We start from the raw sequence: 18878 nt of genomic DNA, 5'->3' as shown, positions 1-18878 counted from the left end.
TCGATACGTTTGCTTGTTCGGCCGCCTTAGCCTGACAACCCTGGAGTGTCTGGTTTGATCGTCTTTCGTTATCTGTCCCGCGAAATCCTGCTGACCCTGAGTGCCGTGAGCGCGGTATTGCTGGTCATCATCATGAGCGGGCGCTTCGTCAAGTTCCTCGCGCAAGCCGCCTCGGGGGCCCTGGATCCGGGCTCGCTGTTCCTGATCATGGGGTTTCGCCTACCGGGCTTCTTGCAACTGATCCTGCCCCTGGGGCTGTTCCTCGGCATTCTCCTGGCTTACGGCCGGCTCTATCTCGAAAGCGAGATGACCGTGCTGTCGGCCACCGGCATGAGCCAGCAACGCCTGTTGGGCATAACCATGATCCCGGCGGCCCTGGTGGCCCTGCTGGTGGCCTGGCTGAGCCTGAGCCTGGCGCCCCAGGGTGCCAACCAGTTCCAGCTGTTGCTGAACAAGCAGGATGCCCTGACCGAGTTCGACACGCTGGTGGCGGGGCGCTTCCAGGCGCTCAACGACGGTACCCGGGTCACCTACACCGAGCAGTTGTCCGAAGACCGAACCAACCTGGGCGGCGTGTTCATTTCCGAGAAACGCCTGGGCCAGCAGAAAAAGGACGAGGGCATTTCGGTGCTGGTGGCCGAGAAGGGCCATCAGGACATTCGCCCCGACGGCAATCGCTACCTGATCCTGGAAAACGGCTATCGCTATGACGGCAACCCGGGCGAGGCCAACTACCGGGTGATCAAGTACGACACCTACGGTGTTTTGCTGGAGCGTCCGGACGTCAGCGACGAAGTCACCGATCGCGATGCCATGCCCACCGCTGACCTGATCGGCAAGGATGACCTGCGAGCCCGTGCCGAGCTGCAATGGCGCCTGTCCCTGCCATTGCTGGTGTTTATCGTGACCTTGATGGCGGTGCCGTTGTCCCGGGTCAACCCGCGCCAGGGCCGCTTCCTCAAGCTGATCCCGGCGATCCTGCTGTACATGGCCTACCTGACCATCCTGATCGCCGTGCGCGGTGCAATGGAGAAGGGCAAGATTTCCCCGGCCTTGGGGCTGTGGTGGGTGCACCTACTGTTTCTGTTGATTGGCCTCGGCCTGATGTATTGGGAGCCGATGCGCTTGAAAATGGCGAGTCGTCGCAGCGTGAAGGAGATGGCTCGTGGTTAAGCTCGATCGCTACATCGGTAGCAGTGTGTTCATGGCTATCCTGGCGGTCCTGGGGATCATCCTCGGGCTGGCCTCGCTGTTTGCCTTCATCGATGAGATGGGGGCTGTCAACGAAACGTATACCGTGGTGGATGTAATGAGCTACGTGGCCCTCACTGCGCCGCGTCGGGTCTATGAAATGCTGCCGATGGCAGGCCTGATCGGCTGCCTGATCGGCCTTGGCAGCCTGGCCAGTAACAGCGAGTTGACCATCATGCGCGCGGCCGGTGTATCGGTGGGCCGTATTGTCTGGGCGGTCATGAAGCCCATGCTGGTGCTGATGCTGGTGGGCGTGCTGGTGGGTGAATACGTAGCGCCGGCCACCGAGACCCAGGCCCAGGCCAGTCGGGCCCTGGCCCAGGGTTCCGGCGATGCCCAGAGTTCCAAGCACGGCCTGTGGCACCGCCAGGGCGATGAATTCATCCATATCAACGCAGTGCAGCCCAATGGCCTGCTCTATGGCGTGACCCGCTACCACTTCGATGACCAGCGCCACATGCTGTCGTCGAGCTTCGCCCGCCAGGCCCGTTTCCACGAGGACTACTGGCAGCTGACGGATGTCACCACCACCTACTTCCGCGACGGTCATACCGAAGTCATCAGCGTGCCCGGCGAACGTTGGGATGTGGCCTTGAGCCCGCAACTGCTGAGCACCGTGGTGATGGCGCCGGAATCCCTGTCCATCAGCGGCCTGTGGGGCTACATCCACTACCTGGCCGACCAGGGCCTGAACAACGGTCGCTACTGGCTGGCGTTCTGGGTCAAGGTCCTGCAGCCGCTGGTGACGGCGGCGCTGGTATTGATGGCCATTTCCTTCATTTTCGGTCCGCTGCGTTCGGTGACCCTGGGTCAGCGGGTATTCACCGGCGTACTGGTGGGTTTCACCTTCCGCATCGCCCAGGATCTGCTGGGCCCTTCGAGCCTGGTATTTGGCTTTTCGCCGTTGTTCGCGGTGCTGGTGCCTGCGGGTATCTGCGCGGTGGCGGGCGTCTGGCTGTTGCGCCGGGCCGGCTGATTCCGCGGCTTTGCCAGGGTCTTGACGTAACGCCCCGGTCCTTGGATCGGGGCGTTTTTGCATTTGACAAACGCTGACAGGCGAGCGTGACGCTTGTGCCGAGTATCAGGTACAATTCCCGGCTATTTTTCGGCGGGCCATGCCTGCAGCCTTTTTGAGTGTTCATCCGTGAGTGATTTGAGTCATATCCGCAATTTCTCCATCATCGCCCACATTGACCATGGCAAGTCGACTCTGGCCGATCGCTTCATCCAGATGTGCGGCGGCCTGGCCGAGCGCGAAATGGAAGCCCAGGTTCTGGATTCCATGGACCTTGAGCGTGAGCGCGGGATCACCATCAAGGCCCACAGCGTCACCCTCTATTACAAGGCCCGCGACGGCATTACCTACCAGCTGAACTTCATTGATACCCCGGGCCACGTGGACTTCACCTACGAAGTCAGCCGTTCCCTGGCGGCCTGTGAAGGTGCATTGCTGGTGGTGGACGCCGGCCAGGGCGTCGAAGCCCAGTCGGTTGCCAACTGCTACACCGCCATCGAGCAAGGCCTGGAAGTGATGCCGGTGCTGAACAAGATCGACCTGCCACAGGCCGATCCGGAGCGGGTCAAGGAAGAGATCGAGAAGATCATCGGTATCGATGCCACCGACGCCGTGACCTGCAGCGCCAAGACCGGCCTGGGCGTGGACGAGGTGCTCGAGCGCCTGGTGACCACCATTCCGGCACCGACCGGCAATATCGAAGACCCGCTGCAAGCCCTGATCATCGACTCCTGGTTCGACAACTACCTGGGCGTCGTGTCCCTGGTACGTGTACGTCATGGCCGGGTGAAGAAAGGCGACAAGATCCTGGTCAAGTCCACCGGCAAGATCCACCTGGTGGACAGCGTTGGTGTATTCAACCCGAAACACACCGCCACCACCGACCTCAAGGCCGGTGAAGTGGGCTTCATCATCGCGGGCATCAAGGACATTCACGGCGCGCCCGTGGGTGACACCCTGACCCTGAGCTCGACCCCGGACGTTGAAGTGTTGCCGGGTTTCAAGCGCATCCAGCCGCAGGTTTACGCCGGTCTGTTCCCGGTCAGCTCCGACGACTTCGAGGATTTCCGCGAAGCGTTGCAGAAGCTCACCCTCAACGACTCGTCGCTGCAGTACACCCCGGAAAGCTCCGACGCCCTGGGCTTCGGCTTCCGCTGCGGGTTCCTCGGCATGCTGCACATGGAGATCATCCAGGAGCGCCTGGAGCGCGAGTACGACCTGGACCTGATCACCACCGCACCGACGGTAATCTTCGAGCTGCAACTGAAGAACGGTGAAACGATCTACGTCGACAACCCGTCCAAGCTTCCGGATCTGTCGGCGATCGAAGACATGCGCGAGCCGATCGTGCGGGCCAATATTCTTGTGCCGCAAGAGCACCTGGGCAACGTCATAACCCTGTGCATCGAGAAGCGCGGCGTACAGCACGACATGCTGTTCCTCGGCAGCCAGGTCCAGGTGACCTACGACCTGCCGATGAACGAAGTGGTCCTGGACTTCTTCGACCGCCTGAAATCCACCAGCCGCGGCTATGCTTCGCTGGATTACCATTTCGATCGTTACCAGTCGGCTAATCTGGTGAAACTGGATGTGCTGATCAACGGTGAGAAGGTCGACGCCCTGGCGTTGATCGTGCACCGTGACAACGCCCACTACAAGGGGCGTGCGCTGACCGAAAAGATGAAAGAACTGATTCCTCGGCAGATGTTTGACGTGGCAATCCAGGCCGCCATTGGCGGGCAGATTGTGGCGCGGACAACCGTCAAGGCACTCAGAAAGAACGTACTGGCCAAATGCTACGGCGGCGACGTTAGCCGTAAGCGCAAGCTGTTGGAAAAGCAGAAGGCCGGTAAGAAACGCATGAAGCAAGTGGGCAACGTGGAAATTCCACAAGAAGCCTTCCTTGCCGTGCTCAGGTTGGATAGTTAGGTCCTATGTCACTAAATTTCCCGCTGTTGCTGGTCATCGCTGTCTTCGTTTGCGGTCTCTTGGCGTTGCTCGACCTGGTGTTCCTGGCACCGCGCCGGCGTGCCGCCATTGCCAACTATCAGGGCAGCGTCAGCCAGCCGGACGGGGTGGTGGTCGAGAAACTGAGCAAAGAGCCGCTGCTGGTTGAATACGGCAAGTCGTTCTTTCCGGTGCTGTTCATCGTCCTGGTGCTGCGTTCGTTCCTGGTGGAGCCGTTCCAGATTCCATCGGGCTCGATGAAGCCGACCCTGGATGTGGGCGACTTCATCCTGGTGAACAAGTTTTCCTACGGGATCCGCTTGCCGGTGATCGACAAGAAGGTCATCGAAGTCGGTGATCCGCAGCGCGGCGATGTGATGGTGTTCCGCTACCCAAGCGATCCGAACGTCAACTACATCAAGCGTGTGGTCGGCCTGCCGGGTGATGAAGTGCGCTACACCAGCGACAAGCACCTGTTCGTCAACGGTCAGCCGGTGGCGGAGCAACTGGTGGGGGCTGAACCCGGCACCTTGGGCAGCGCCGAGCTGTACAAGGAAAAACTGGGCGCCGCCGAGCACTTGATCCGCAAGGAAATGAGCCGTTACCGGGCGACCCCGGACGGTCGCTGGGTGGTGCCGGCCGGGCACTACTTCATGATGGGCGACAACCGCGACAACTCTAACGACAGTCGCTACTGGGACGATCCAAGTATTCCCAAGGACCTGCTGGGCATGGTTCCCGACAAGAATATCGTCGGCAAGGCCTTCGCAGTCTGGATGAGCTGGCCCGAACCGAAACTCAGCCACCTGCCGAATTTCTCGCGGGTTGGCCTGATCAAGTAATCACACGCGGCGCTGTTGAACACAGCGCCGAATGCTTTTCTGGCTCTTGTATAAAACGGCCTTGCCCTTGGGCGACCCGTAACAGCCTTATCGCCAGAAGCATGCAGTCAACGATATTCAGGATGTAAATTTGAACACAGCGTTAATTGCCACCCGCACCTCGTGCGCGGCCCCTGGGATGGCGAGTTTCGGCAACGAAACCAGCGTGGGTAAACCGTGAGCGTTTCTTTGAGCCGTCTCGAGCGTCAGCTCGGTTATTCCTTCAAAGACCAGGAGCTGATGCTGCTGGCCCTCACTCACCGCAGCTTTGCCGGGCGCAACAACGAACGCCTGGAGTTTCTCGGTGACGCCATTCTCAACTTCGTTGCCGGCGAGGCGCTGTTCGAGCGCTTTCCCCAGGCCCGCGAAGGCCAGTTGTCGCGTTTGCGCGCGCGTCTGGTGAAAGGTGAAACACTGGCGGTGCTGGCCCGTGGTTTCGACCTGGGCGAGTACCTGCGCCTGGGCTCCGGCGAATTGAAGAGCGGCGGTTTCCGTCGTGAGTCGATCCTTGCCGATGCCCTGGAGGCCCTGATTGGTGCGATCTACCTGGACGCCGGCATGGAGACTGCCCGTGACCGCGTGCTGTCCTGGCTGGCCTCGGAGTTCGAGAGCCTGACCCTGGTGGACACCAACAAGGACCCCAAGACCCGGCTGCAGGAATTCCTCCAGTCCCGCGCCTGCGAACTGCCACGCTATGAAGTGGTGGATATCCAGGGCGAACCGCATTGCCGGACATTCTTCGTTGAATGTGAAGTCACCTTATTGAATGAAAAAAGCCGAGGTCAGGGTGTGAGCCGCCGTATTGCCGAACAGGTAGCGGCCGCCGCAGCACTGATTGCCCTGGGCGTGGAGAATGGCCATGACTGATTCAACTGCAACACGCTGTGGCTATGTCGCCATCGTCGGCCGCCCCAACGTGGGCAAGTCGACGCTGCTCAACCACATCCTCGGCCAGAAGCTGGCGATCACCTCGCGCAAGCCCCAGACCACTCGTCACAACATGCTCGGGATCAAGACCGAAGGCGCCATCCAGGCGATCTACGTCGATACCCCCGGTATGCACAAGAGCAACGAGAAGGCGCTGAACCGCTACATGAACAAGACCGCTTCGGCGGCGTTGAAAGACGTCGACGTGGTGATCTTCGTGGTCGATCGCACCAAGTGGACCGACGAAGACCAACTGGTGCTGGAGCGTGTGCAGTACGTGCAGGGCCCGGTAATCCTGGCGATCAACAAGACCGATCGCATCGAGGACAAGGCCGAGCTGATGCCGCACCTGACCTGGCTGCAGGAGCAACTGCCGAACGCCGAGATCGTGCCAGTCTCCGCCCAGCAGGGCCACAACCTCGAAGCCCTGGAAGGCCTGATCGCCAAGCACCTGCCGGAGAACGACCACTTCTTCCCGGAAGACCAGATCACCGACCGCAGCAGCCGCTTCCTCGCCGCCGAACTGGTGCGGGAAAAAATCATGCGCCAGCTCGGTGCCGAGCTGCCCTACCAGATCACCGTGGAAATCGAAGAGTTCAAGCAGCAGGGCAAGACCCTGCATATCCATGCCTTGATCCTCGTCGAGCGCGACGGCCAGAAGAAAATCATCATTGGCGACAAGGGTGAGCGGATCAAGCGCATCGGCATGGAGGCGCGCAAGGACATGGAGCTGCTGTTCGATTCCAAGGTCATGCTCAACCTCTGGGTCAAGGTCAAGGGCGGCTGGTCCGACGACGAACGCGCCCTGCGCTCCCTGGGCTACGGCGACCTCTGATGCACTTCGCCGGCAAGCCGGCTCCTGCACCTTCCTGTAGGAGCCGGCTTGCCGGCGAACAGCTGCAACCCCTTCTCCGGACCCGGTTCCCTCTCTTCCCCTGAGATCCCCCGCAACCATGTCCAGCAACGCCCCAGTCGGCCAACTCGCCTACGTCCTGCACAGCCGCGCCTACCGCGAAAGCAGTGCCCTGGTGGATTTTCTTACCCCCCAAGGTCGCCTGCGTGCTGTCCTGCGCAATGCGCGGGGCAAGGCCGGGACCCTGGCGCGGCCCTTCGTGCCCCTGGAGGTCGAGTTTCGCGGCCGTGGCGAACTGAAGAACGTCGGGCGCATGGAAAGTGCTGGCATTGCCGCCTGGCTCAATGGCGAGGCCTTGTTCAGCGGCCTCTATCTGAACGAGCTGTTGATTCGCCTGCTGCCGGCGGAAGATCCCCATCCTGCGGTATTCGACCACTACGCTGCCACGCTGCTGGCCCTGGCCGAAGGCCGTCCCCTGGAGCCTCTGCTGCGGGCCTTTGAGTGGCGCCTGCTGGATGACCTGGGCTACGGCTTTGCCCTGGACAGCGACATCCATGGCGCCCCCATCGCTGCAGACGGCCTGTACCGCCTACAGGTGGATGCCGGGCTGGAGCAGGTGTTCCTGCTGCAGCCGGGACTGTTCAATGGCACCGAGTTGCTGGCCATGGCCGATGCCGACTGGAGCGCTCCCGGCGCGCTGTCTGCGGCCAAGCGCCTGATGCGTCAGGCCCTGGCGGTGCACCTGGGCGGCCGGCCCCTGGTCAGTCGCGAGTTGTTTCGCAAGCCTTAGTCTCCCCGTATGCTGTGCGCCGAATCTTCATTTATTCAGGAGCGCTTCCGTGACCACCAGCAATCGCATTCTTCTTGGCGTGAACATCGACCACGTTGCCACCCTGCGCCAGGCACGGGGCACCCGTTACCCGGACCCGGTCAAGGCAGCGCTGGACGCGGAAGAGGCGGGCGCCGACGGCATCACCGTGCACCTGCGCGAAGATCGCCGGCATATCCAGGAGCGCGACGTGCTGCTGCTCAAGGACGTGCTGCAGACCCGCATGAACTTCGAAATGGGCGTCACCGAAGAGATGATGGCTTTTGCCGAGCGTATCCGTCCGGCACATATCTGCCTGGTGCCGGAAACCCGCCAGGAGCTCACCACCGAAGGCGGCCTGGATGTGGCGGGGCAGGAGGCGCGGATCAAGGCGGCGGTAGAGCGGCTGTCGAAAATCGGTTCCGAAGTGTCCCTTTTCATCGACGCCGACGAGCGTCAGATCGAGGCCTCCAAGCGGGTCGGCGCGCCGGCCATCGAACTGCACACCGGGCGTTATGCCGATGCCCAGACGCCCAGTGAAGTGGCCGAGGAGCTGCAGCGTATCGTCGACGGCGTTGCTGTTGGCCTGGCCCAGGGGCTGATCGTCAACGCCGGCCATGGCCTGCATTACCACAACGTCGAGGCGGTGGCGGCGATCAAGGGCATCAACGAGCTGAACATCGGCCATGCCCTGGTGGCCCACGCTCTGTTTGTCGGTTTCAAAGGTGCGGTGGCTGAGATGAAGGCCTTGATCCTGGCGGCTGCGGCCAAGGCCTGAATCGCCTTCGCCGGCCAGCCGGTTCCTGCACAACCTGCGTAGGAGCCGGCTGGCCGGCGAATGCTTTTAAAGCGGCGGATTCTCTTCCGGCGGCTTGGTCTTGTTGACCCCGGGTACGTGCAGGTTGCCTTCGGCGACCTGGTCGCCTTCCAGCTGCGGCTGGGTCACCCAGGTGAGAATGTCGTAGTAGCGACGGATGTTGGCGACGAAATGCACGGGCTCGCCGCCCCGGGCATAGCCGTAGCGGGTCTTGCTGTACCACTGCTTCTGCGACAGGCGCGGCAGCATCTTCTTCACATCCAGCCACTTGTTCGGGTTCAGGCCTTCTTTCTCGGCCAGCTTGCGCGCATCGTCCAGGTGGCCGGTGCCGACGTTATAGGCGGCCAGGGCGAACCAGGTGCGGTCCGGTTCCTCGATCTTGTCGTCCAGCTGTTCCTTGATATAGGCCAGGTACTTGGCCCCGCCGCTGATGCTCTGCTTGGGGTCCAGGCGGTTGGAGACGCCCATGGCCTGGGCGGTGTTCTGGGTCAGCATCATCAGCCCGCGCACCCCGGTCTTGGAGGTGACCTCGGCCTGCCACATCGATTCCTGATAGCCCACCGCCGCCAGCAGGCGCCAGTCGAGCTTTTCCTGCTTGGCCGACGCCTTGAAGTGCTTCTCGTACTTGGGCAGGCGTTGCTGCAGGTGCTGGGCAAAGGTGTAGGCGCCGACATAGCCGAGCACGTCCACATGGCCGTAGTAGCGGTCCTTCAGGCGTTGCAGGGTGCCGTTCTTCTCGACCTTGTCGAGGAAACTGTTGATCTCGTTGAGCAGGCTGTTGTCGTCGCCTGCGGCCACGGCCCAGCTCTGGCTGCGGGCGTCGCCCAGGTCAAAGGCCACTCGCACATTGGGGAAGTAGACCTGGTTCATCGCCAGTTCGTTGGAGTCCACCAGGGTCAGGTCGATCTGCCCTTCGTCCACCATGCGCAGCAGGTCCACCACTTCCACGGCGTCCGACTCTTCGTATTCGATGCCGGGGTACTTGAGCTTGAGTTCCGCCAGTTGTTCGGCGTGGGTGCTGCCCTTGAGCACCATGATGTGCTTGCCCACCAGGTCTTGCGCGGTGGTGGGGCGGGAACGGCCATTGCGATAGATGACCTGGGGCGTGACCTCCAGATAGGGGTGGGAGAACCGCACCTGCTGCTTGCGCTGCTCGCTGCTCACCAGGCCGGCGGCGGCCAGGACCGGGCCCTTGGGCTGGCCCAGCTGGTCGAATAGGTCGTCGAGGTTGTCGGCGGTCTCGATCTTGAGCTCCACCCCCAGATCGTCGGCAAAGCGTTTCACCAGCTCGTATTCGAAGCCGGTTTCACCGTTGCGATCCTGAAAGTAGGTGGCAGGGCTGTTACGGGTGACCACCCGCAGCACACCATCCTCCTTTACGCGCTCGAGCGTGCTGGGTTTCTCAACACAGGCGCCGAGCATCAGGAAGAGTCCGGTAACGATGAGCCACTTGGCGCAGCGCGGACGTAAAGCCATAGGGGAAAACATTGGCGCAGTATACGCAAAGGATAACGGCCGCCATATCTCGACAGCGAAGGGCTTGTCTGCTAGCGATGGTCGAGCCGGGCTGAAGGCCTCAGGAATGGGGCCTGGGCGCTGAATGTGACGTTTAAAATAACCACCGGCAATGACCCTGATGAGGCTTTGTTATAGGGGGCTGGCCCCGGGCCGACGTCCGGAGGCGCCCGGGGGTTGCGTTTCGAGTGCCGATGCCAGCGGTTTACGTTAGAATGCACGGCCTCAAAGCACACCCCCTTCCCGAGGCTGTCCCGAAGATGTTGATCCTGCGCGGCGCTCCTGCCCTTTCTGCCTTTCGCCACAGCAAACTCCTTGAGCAACTGAGCCAGAAAGTACCGGCTGTCAGTGGCTTGTATGCTGAATTCGCTCACTTCGCCGAAGTCACCGGCGTCCTGACCGGCGACGAACAGCAGGTGCTTGCGCGCCTTCTGAAGTACGGCCCCAGCGTTCCGGTACAAGAGCCGACCGGCCGTCTGTTCCTGGTCCTGCCACGTTTCGGCACCATTTCGCCGTGGTCGAGCAAGGCCAGCGACATCGCCCGCAACTGTGGCCTGGCGAAGATCCAGCGCCTGGAGCGCGGCATCGCCTTCTATGTGGCCGGTGAGTTCAGCGAGGCCGAGGCCCAACTGATCGCCGACGCCCTGCACGACCGCATGACCCAGATCGTGGTGGCCAACCTGGAACAGGCCGCCGGCCTGTTCAGCCACGCCGAACCCAAGCCGCTGACCGCCATCGACATCCTCGGCGGTGGCCGTGCTGCGCTGGAGCAGGCCAATAGCGAGCTGGGCCTGGCCCTGGCCGAAGACGAAATCGATTACCTGATGAACGCCTTCCAGGGCCTCAAGCGTAATCCCCACGACATCGAACTGATGATGTTCGCCCAGGCCAACTCCGAGCACTGCCGCCACAAGATCTTCAACGCCAGTTGGGATATCGACGGCCAGAGCCAGGAAAAAAGCCTGTTCGGCATGATCAAGAACACCTATCAGATGCACAACGAAGGTGTGCTCTCCGCCTATAAGGACAATGCCGCGGTCATCGTCGGTTCGGTTGCCGGGCGCTTCTATCCGAACCCTGAGACCCGCCAGTACGGTGCGGTACAGGAGCCGGTGCACATCCTGATGAAGGTCGAGACCCACAACCACCCGACCGCCATCGCGCCGTTCCCGGGGGCCTCCACCGGTTCCGGCGGCGAAATCCGCGACGAAGGCGCCACCGGGCGCGGCGCCAAGCCCAAGGCCGGCCTCACCGGTTTCACCGTGTCCAACCTGCAGATCCCGGGCTTCGAACAGCCGTGGGAAGTGCCGTACGGCAAGCCTGAGCGCATCGTCACCGCCCTCGACATCATGATCGAAGGCCCACTGGGTGGCGCGGCGTTCAACAACGAATTCGGCCGTCCGGCCCTGACCGGTTATTTCCGCACCTTCGAGCAATCCATTACCACGCCTCGTGGCGATGAAGTTCGCGGTTACCACAAGCCGATCATGCTGGCAGGCGGCATGGGCAACATCCGTGACGAGCACGTACAGAAAGGCGAGATCACCGTCGGCTCCAAGCTGATCGTCCTCGGCGGCCCGGCGATGCTCATCGGCCTGGGCGGCGGCGCCGCTTCCTCCATGGCCACCGGCACCAGCTCGGCGGACCTGGATTTTGCTTCGGTACAGCGTGAAAACCCTGAGATGGAACGCCGTTGCCAGGAAGTCATCGACCGTTGCTGGCAACTGGGGGATAACAACCCCATCAGCTTCATCCACGACGTCGGCGCCGGTGGCCTGTCCAACGCCTTCCCGGAACTGGTCAACGATGGCGGCCGTGGCGGTCGCTTCGAACTGCGCAACATCCCCAACGACGAGCCGGGCATGGCCCCGCACGAAATCTGGTCCAACGAATCCCAGGAGCGTTATGTCCTGGCGGTGGGCGCTGCGGATTTCGAACGTTTCAAGGCCATCTGCGAGCGTGAGCGCTGCCCGTTCGCGGTGGTCGGCGAAGCCACTGCCGAACCACAGTTGACCGTGACCGACAGCCACTTCGGCAACAGCCCGGTGGACATGCCGCTGGAAGTGCTGCTGGGCAAGGCCCCGCGCATGCACCGTTCGGCCGTGCGGGAAAACGAGTTGGGTGACGATTTCGATCCAAGCACCCTGGATATCGCCGAGAGCATCGAGCGCGTCCTGCACCACCCGGCCGTGGCCAGCAAGAGCTTCCTGATCACCATCGGCGACCGCACCATCACCGGCCTCGTGGCCCGTGACCAGATGGTCGGTCCATGGCAGGTGCCGGTGGCCGACGTGGCCGTGACCGCCACCAGCTTCGACGTCTACACCGGTGAGGCCATGGCCATGGGCGAGCGCACGCCGCTGGCCCTGCTGGACGCCCCGGCGTCCGGCCGCATGGCGATCGGTGAGACGCTGACCAACATCGCGGCCTCGCGCATCAACAAGATCAGCGACATCAAGCTCTCCGCCAACTGGATGTCCGCTGCCGGCCACCCGGGCGAAGACGCGCGCCTGTATGACACCGTCAAGGCAGTGGGCATGGAGCTGTGCCCAGAGCTGGGCATCACCATCCCGGTGGGCAAGGACTCCATGTCCATGGCCACCCGCTGGAACGAAGAGGGCGTGGACAAGAGCGTCACCTCGCCGCTGTCGCTGATCGTCACTGGCTTCGCACCCGTAGCGGACATTCGCCAGACCCTGACCCCGCAACTGCGCATGGACAAGGGCACCACCGACCTGATCCTGATCGACCTCGGTCGCGGGCAGAACCGCATGGGCGCCTCGATCCTCGCCCAGACCCACGGCAAGCTCGGCAGCCAGGCACCGGACGTGGATGATGCGGAAGACCTCAAGGCCTTCTTCGCGGTGATCCAGGGCCTCAACGCCGACGGTCACCTGCTGGCCTACCACGACCGTTCCGATGGCGGCCTGCTGGTCAGCGCCGTGGAAATGGCCTTCGCCGGCCATTGCGGCCTGAACCTGAGCCTCGACGCCGTGGCGGAAAACACCGCCGAAATCGCCGCCATCCTGTTCAACGAAGAGCTGGGTGCGGTAATCCAGGTGCGCCAGGACGCTACTCCGGACGTGCTGGCCCAGTTCAGCGCCGCCGGCCTGGGCGATTGCGTGGCTGTGATCGGCCAGCCGATCAACAACGGTGAAGTGAGCATCTCCTACAACGGCGAAAGCGTGTTCACCGGCCAGCGCCGCCTGCTGCAGCGTCAGTGGGCAGAAACCAGCTACCAGATCCAGCGCCTGCGGGACAACGCCGACTGCGCCGAGCAGGAATTCGACGTGGTACTGGAAGAAGACAACCCGGGCCTGAGCGTCAAGCTGGGCTTCGACGTCAACCAGGACATCGCCGCGCCTTACATCAAGAAAGGCGTGCGTCCACAGGTGGCGGTACTGCGTGAGCAGGGCGTCAACGGCCAGGTGGAAATGGCAGCGGCCTTTGACCGCGCCGGCTTCAACGCCATCGACGTGCACATGAGCGATATCCTCGCCGGTCGTGTCGACCTCAACGACTTCAAGGGCATGGTTGCCTGCGGTGGCTTCTCCTACGGCGACGTACTGGGCGCCGGTGAAGGCTGGGCCAAGTCGGCGCTGTTCAACAGCCGCGCCCGCGACGCCTTCCAGGGCTTCTTCGAACGTACCGACAGCTTCACCCTGGGTGTGTGCAACGGTTGCCAGATGATGTCCAACCTGCACGAACTGATCCCGGGCAGCGAGTTCTGGCCGCACTTCGTGCGCAACCGCTCCGAGCAGTTCGAAGCCCGGGTGGCCATGGTCCAGGTGCAGGAGTCGAACTCGATCTTCCTGCAGGGCATGGCCGGTTCGCGGATGCCGATCGCCATCGCCCACGGTGAAGGCCATGCGGAGTTCGAAAGCGAAGAGGCATTGCTGGAAGCCGACCTGTCCGGTTGCGTGGCCCTGCGCTTCGTCGACAACCACGGCAAGGTCACCGAGCGCTACCCGGCCAACCCCAACGGTTCGCCGCGCGGGATCACCGGCCTCACCAGCCGCGACGGCCGCGTCACCATCATGATGCCGCACCCTGAGCGGGTGTTCCGTGCCGTGCAGAACTCCTGGCGCCCGGATGAGTGGAACGAAGATGGGGCGTGGATGCGCATGTTCCGTAACGCTCGGGTTTGGGTGAACTGAGGCTGATGTACAAGCTCAGCTTCTTCGTGCCCCCCAGCCATGTGGAGTCGGTCAAGAGCGCTGTGTTCGCCGCGGGCGGCGGACGCATCGGCGCCTATGACCAGTGCGCCTGGCAGGTGCTCGGCCAGGGCCAGTTTCGCCCGTTGGACGGCAGCCAGCCGTTTCTCGGGCAGACCGGCCAGGTGGAGCGGGTGGAGGAGTGGAAGGTCGAGCTGGTGGTGGCCGACGAACTGATTCGCGATGTGGTACTGGCCCTCAAGCAGAGCCACCCCTACGAAACGCCGGCTTATGAAGTCTGGCGCCTCGAAGCGTTCTGAGGTTATCCACAGACACAAAGCCCGCTGAACCGGCAACGGTCAGCGGGCTTTTTTGTGGGCCTTCGCCGGCCAGCCGGCTCCTACAGGAGCCTTGCAGGAGCCGGCTGGCCGGCGAAAGTGCCTTCAAGCACCCGCGCCGACCTCTCGGTGCAGCAAGCCCGTCAGCGCCACCTGCAAGCCCCCGGCCTTTTCGCCAATCAGTACGTGCCAAACATCCCCCTCCATACGCCGCATGCCCTGGCAGCCCAGCCCCTTGAGCGCCGGCTCCGACAGGCTGCGGCTATTGTTCACTCGCACTCGCAACCGGGTCAGGGCCACACAGTCCATCTGCACCAGGTTGTCCCGACCGCCCAGGGCGTTGAGCCACTGCTGGGCTTCGTGGATGGAAATGTCGACCTGCGGGGGGGCTTCAACAGGCGCCTGTGCCACCTCAGCCCTGGCCGAAACGGGTGACGCCAGGCGGATCTCGTCGGCGATGCTGTCTGCCAGCGGCCCCACCACCACCTGCAAGCTGCCGCCCTTGCCGGGGCGCACCACGGCCATGGCGCCCAGGGCCTTGAGCTCGCTGTCCGAAGCCAGGTTGCGGTCTGCCAGCTCCAGGCGCAGGCGCGTGGTGCAGGCACCGACGGTAAGCAGGTTGCCGGCGCCACCCAGGGCCTTGATGTAGGCTGCGGCGCGCTGGTCGACGCTCAGTTCAGTCTTTTCGCTGGAGGGGCTGTCTTCACGGCCCGGGGTCTTGAGGTTGAAGCGGCGGATGCAGAAATCGAACACCAGGTAGTACACCACCGCGTACAGCAGGCCCACCGGAAACACCTTCCAGCCGTTGGTGGAGCGGCCCCAGCCCAGGGCCATGTCGATGGCGCCGCCGGAAAAGGTAAAGCCCAGGTGGATGTTCAGCAGGTTGGTCAGGGCCATGGCCAGCCCGGTGAGCAGGGCATGCACCAGGTACAGCAGGGGGGCAAGGAACATGAAGGCGAATTCGATCGGCTCGGTGACCCCGGTCAGGAAGGATGTCAGGGCCATGGACAGGAAGATCCCGCCCATTACCTTGCGCCGTTCCGGCGGTGTGTTGCGGTACATCGCCAGGCAGGCGGCGGGCAGGCCGAACAGCATCATCGGGAACATCCCGGTCATGAACTGGCCGCCCTTGGGGTCGCCGGCAAAGTAGCGGGTCAGGTCGCCGGTGACCACGGCGCCGGTGCTCGGGTCGGTGAAGCTGCCGAAGATGAACCAGGCCATGTTGTTGAGGATGTGGTGCAGGCCGGTGACGATCAGCAGCCGGTTGAACACGCCGAAGACAAAGGCGCCGAAGCTGCCGCTCTCCAGCAGCAACTGGCCGAAGCTGTTGATGCCGTGCTGGATCGGCGGCCAGATCAGGCCGAACACCACCCCCAGGCCCACGGCGGTGAAACCGGTGGCGATGGGCACGAAGCGCCGGCCGCCGAAGAACGCCAGGTACTCCGGCAGCTTGATGTCCTTGAAGCGGTTGTACAGCGCGCCGGCCATCAGCCCGCTGATGATCCCGGCGAGCATGCCCATGTTGATGCTGGCGTCCAGCACCTTGAGGGTCGAGATCATTACCAGATAGCCAATGGCCCCGGCCAGCCCGGCGGTGCCATTGTTGTCCTTGGCAAAGCCGACGGCGATACCGATGGCGAAGATCAGCGCCAGGTTGCCGAAGATCGACTGCCCGGCATCGTGGATGATCGCGATGTTCAGCAGGTCGGTGTCGCCCAGGCGCAGCAGCAGACCGGCGATGGGCAAGATAGCGATGGGCAGCATCAGCGCCCGGCCGAGGCGTTGCAGGCCCTCGATGAAATACTGGTACATGGCGTCTCTCCTGGAATTCTTGTTATGAGTGCAGAGGCCAAAGCCGTTCGCAGGCCTGACGGACTGCGGCGGCACCGGGCAGGTTGAGCAGCGGCTGGCTGAGCTGGCGGCACTGGCTGGCGTCCAGCTGGCGCACCCGGTCCTTGATCTCGCCCACCTGTGGCGGGCTGACCGACAGCTCGCTGACGCCCAGGCCAATGAGTACGGGTGTGGCCAGGGGATCGGAGGCCAGGGCGCCACAGACCCCGACCCAGCGACCATGGCGCTGGGCGCCGGCGCAGGTCTGGGCGATCAGCCGCAGCAGGGCGGGGTGCAGGGCGTCGACCCGTGCCGCCAGCCCGGCGTGGTCACGGTCCATGGCCAGGGTGTACTGGGACAGGTCGTTGGTGCCGATGGACAGGAAGTCGGCGTGTTCGGCCAGTTGCTCGGCCATCAGGGCGGCGGCGGGAACTTCGATCATGACCCCCAGTTCCGGGCGCTGGCTCAGGCCCAGTTCGGCAGCGAACAGGTCCAGGCGCTGGCGAATGTGCAGCAGCTCGGCGACTTCGGTGACCATCGGCAGCATCACCCGGCAGCGTTGCACGGGGCTGACCTGGAGCAGCGCCCGCAGTTGTTGGTCCAGCAGCTCAGGGCGCGCCTGGGCCAGGCGGATGCCGCGCAGCCCAAGTACCGGGTTGGCTTCCACCGGCAGGGGCAGGTAATCCAGCTGTTTGTCGCCGCCGACGTCGATGGTGCGAATGATCACCGGCTTGTCGCCCATGGCGTTGAGCACTGCCTGATAGGCCTGGCGCTGTTCTTCTTGATCCGGGGCGGTCTGGCGGTCAACGAAGAGAAACTCGGTGCGCAGCAGGCCGACGCCGTCGGCGCCACCCTGGTGGGCGTCCCGGGCTTCATCGCTGGACGCCACATTGGCCGCCACCTCGATCTGCTGGCCGTCCTGGGTCAGGGCGGGCTCATGGGCTTTTTGCTGTTGCAGCGCATGGCGCTGGCGCTGGGTTTCGCCGGCCTGTTGCACCTGTGCGATGCGCTGCGGGTCGGGCTCCAGTTCCAGGCGCCCGCCGTTGGCATCCAGCACCACCTGGCGGCCACTGTCGATGCGCAGCACTTGCGGGCCCAGGGCCACCAGGCAAGGCAGGCCCTTGCCCCGGGCAAGGATCGCCACGTGGGAAGTGGCACCGCCGGCGGCCATGCACAGCCCGGCCACGCCCTGGGCGCTGAGTTGCAGAAGGTCGGAAGGGGTCAACTCCTCGGCGGCAACGATCGCCCCGGCTGGCAGATCATAGTGCCAGGCCTCCCCCAGCAGGGCGCGCAGAACGCGCTGCTGCAGGTCCCGCAGGTCGTTGGCGCGTTCAGCCAGCAGCGTACTGCCCAGTTGCTGCAGGATCTGGCATTGCTCGGTAATCGCCGCGCTCCAGGCATGGGTGGCGGCGCGGCCCTGGGCAATGGAGGCTTCGGCGGCGTCCAGCAGGGTCGGGTCTTCGAGCAGCGCCAGGTGGGCGCTGAAGATGTCCTGTTCCTGCTGGTCGCGGCGTTGCCGGGCCTGCTCCAGGGTGTGGCGGATTTCCCCGCGCACCTGGTCCAGTGCGGTGCTCAATGCTTGCCGTTGGGGCTCGGGTGCATGCTGGCCATGATCCTCCGCCAGGACCATGGCGTTGAGCCGCACCAGGGGTCCGCACACCAGGCCCGGCGCGGCGCAGACGCCCGGCAGCACGCCGTCTTCCACGGGGCCTTGGGCGGCCGGGGCCGGTACCGGGGTTTCGCCATGGGCATCTGCGGCCATCGCGGTGCCGAGGGTCTGCAGCATCGCCTGCAGGGCATCCTGGCAATCGTCGCCCTGGCAACTGACCAGCACTTCTTCCTGTTCACCGATGCCCAGGCTCATCAGGGCAATCAGGCTGGTGCAGGGGGCGCTCTTGTCCTTGAAGGTCAACTGCGAATGGCTGTTGAAGCTCAGGGCGGTCTGGCGCACCAGGGCGGCGGGGCGGGCATGCAGGCCGCCGCGATGGGCGACCTTGATCCGGGCGCTGGCCTGCTGCCCGGATTGCTCTTGCGCCAGCGGCTGCGGGCCCGCGTTGGCGCGCCGGCTGATGTGCAGCAATGGCTCGCCCACCTGGACTGTCGACAGGGTCAGCGGGCGCAGGTCGAAACCCTCGCCATTGGTCAGGATCAGCAGGCTGATCAGGCTTCGGCAATGCTGTGCCACGTGGTCCAGATCAACCCGCAGCAAGGGCTGGCCGGCACGCACCTGCTGGCCCTCCTTCACCAGCAGGGCAAACCCCTCGCCCTGCAGTTCGACAGTGTCCAGGCCCAGGTGCAGCAGCAGCTCGGCCCCATTGGCGGCGCGCAGGGTGATTGCGTGCCCGGTACGTGCGACCTGGATCACCTGGCCGGCGCAGGGCGCATGCAGGGTGTCGTTGAGGGGATCGATGGCGATGCCGTCGCCCATGGCACCGCTGGCGAACACCGGGTCGGGCACGCTGCGTAGTGCTAGCACTGGCCCGCTTAACGGGGCACCGAGCGTCAGTTCGTTATTGTTGTTGTGCATGGCGCAGTACTCGTT

The 18878-nt window shown here is 63.7% G+C and carries 13 protein-coding genes; 10 read left to right on the top strand and 3 right to left on the bottom strand.

The window, feature by feature from the left end:
• Positions 1–54: 54 nt before the first annotated feature.
• From lptF to pdxJ, 8 genes are all read left to right on the top strand, one after another.
• Entirely contained in the window at positions 55–1173 is a 1119-nt protein-coding gene (gene lptF / locus BLS75_RS15340; protein ID WP_072443082.1) for an LPS export ABC transporter permease LptF, read from the top strand.
• Positions 1166–2227, top strand: a complete 1062-nt coding sequence (gene lptG / locus BLS75_RS15335) for an LPS export ABC transporter permease LptG (protein ID WP_011059418.1) — start codon at positions 1166–1168, stop codon at positions 2225–2227. The genes lptF and lptG overlap by 8 nt, the downstream gene beginning before the upstream one ends.
• A gap of 168 nt (positions 2228–2395) precedes the next feature.
• Positions 2396–4195: a translation elongation factor 4 gene (gene lepA, locus BLS75_RS15330; protein WP_011059419.1), complete on the top strand. Its 1800-nt coding sequence runs from the start codon at positions 2396–2398 to the stop codon at positions 4193–4195.
• A 5-nt stretch (positions 4196–4200) separates the two neighbouring features.
• The gene (gene lepB / locus BLS75_RS15325; RefSeq protein WP_011059420.1) at positions 4201–5055 is read left to right on the top strand and encodes a signal peptidase I; all 855 of its coding nucleotides are present in this window, start codon (positions 4201–4203) and stop codon (positions 5053–5055) included.
• Between the two features lie 216 nt (positions 5056–5271).
• Positions 5272–5961, top strand: coding sequence for a ribonuclease III (rnc, locus tag BLS75_RS15320; RefSeq protein WP_011059421.1), 690 nt, complete (start codon positions 5272–5274; stop codon positions 5959–5961).
• Positions 5954–6856, top strand: a complete 903-nt coding sequence (era, locus tag BLS75_RS15315) for a GTPase Era (protein WP_019094760.1) — start codon at positions 5954–5956, stop codon at positions 6854–6856. The genes rnc and era overlap by 8 nt, the downstream gene beginning before the upstream one ends.
• A gap of 118 nt (positions 6857–6974) precedes the next feature.
• Positions 6975–7664, top strand: coding sequence for a DNA repair protein RecO (gene recO, locus BLS75_RS15310; RefSeq protein ID WP_011059423.1), 690 nt, complete (start codon positions 6975–6977; stop codon positions 7662–7664).
• A gap of 49 nt (positions 7665–7713) precedes the next feature.
• On the top strand, positions 7714–8460 hold the full coding sequence (pdxJ, locus tag BLS75_RS15305) for a pyridoxine 5'-phosphate synthase (RefSeq protein WP_011059424.1): 747 nt from the start codon (positions 7714–7716) through the stop codon (positions 8458–8460).
• A 66-nt stretch (positions 8461–8526) separates the two neighbouring features.
• Here pdxJ and mltF read toward each other — a convergent pair whose 3' ends face one another.
• On the bottom strand, positions 8527–9987 hold the full coding sequence (mltF, locus tag BLS75_RS15300; RefSeq protein ID WP_011059425.1) for a membrane-bound lytic murein transglycosylase MltF: 1461 nt from the start codon (positions 9985–9987) through the stop codon (positions 8527–8529).
• 287 nt (positions 9988–10274) lie between these two features.
• Between mltF and purL the strand changes: the two genes are divergently transcribed.
• Together purL and BLS75_RS15290 are read left to right on the top strand one after the other, a co-directional pair.
• The gene (gene purL, locus BLS75_RS15295; RefSeq protein WP_011059426.1) at positions 10275–14171 is read left to right on the top strand and encodes a phosphoribosylformylglycinamidine synthase; all 3897 of its coding nucleotides are present in this window, start codon (positions 10275–10277) and stop codon (positions 14169–14171) included.
• Between the two features lie 5 nt (positions 14172–14176).
• On the top strand, positions 14177–14488 hold the full coding sequence (locus BLS75_RS15290) for a YqfO family protein (protein ID WP_015634269.1): 312 nt from the start codon (positions 14177–14179) through the stop codon (positions 14486–14488).
• Between the two features lie 123 nt (positions 14489–14611).
• Here the strand turns inward: BLS75_RS15290 and nagE are convergent, their stop codons facing one another.
• Positions 14612–16318 (bottom strand): N-acetylglucosamine-specific PTS transporter subunit IIBC, encoded by a 1707-nt coding sequence (gene nagE / locus BLS75_RS15285; RefSeq protein ID WP_072451207.1) that lies wholly within the window; start codon positions 16316–16318, stop codon positions 14612–14614.
• Between the two features lie 22 nt (positions 16319–16340).
• Positions 16341–18863: a phosphoenolpyruvate--protein phosphotransferase gene (ptsP, locus tag BLS75_RS15280; protein ID WP_072451206.1), complete on the bottom strand. Its 2523-nt coding sequence runs from the start codon at positions 18861–18863 to the stop codon at positions 16341–16343.
• Positions 18864–18878: the final 15 nt, after the last annotated feature.

Origin of the sequence: Pseudomonas sp. NFPP12 (genome assembly GCF_900103205.1) — a bacterium.
Lineage (GTDB): Bacteria > Pseudomonadota > Gammaproteobacteria > Pseudomonadales > Pseudomonadaceae > Aquipseudomonas > Aquipseudomonas protegens.
Note: the sequence above shows the minus strand (reverse complement) of the source record. Positions and strands in the feature narration are given on the sequence as shown.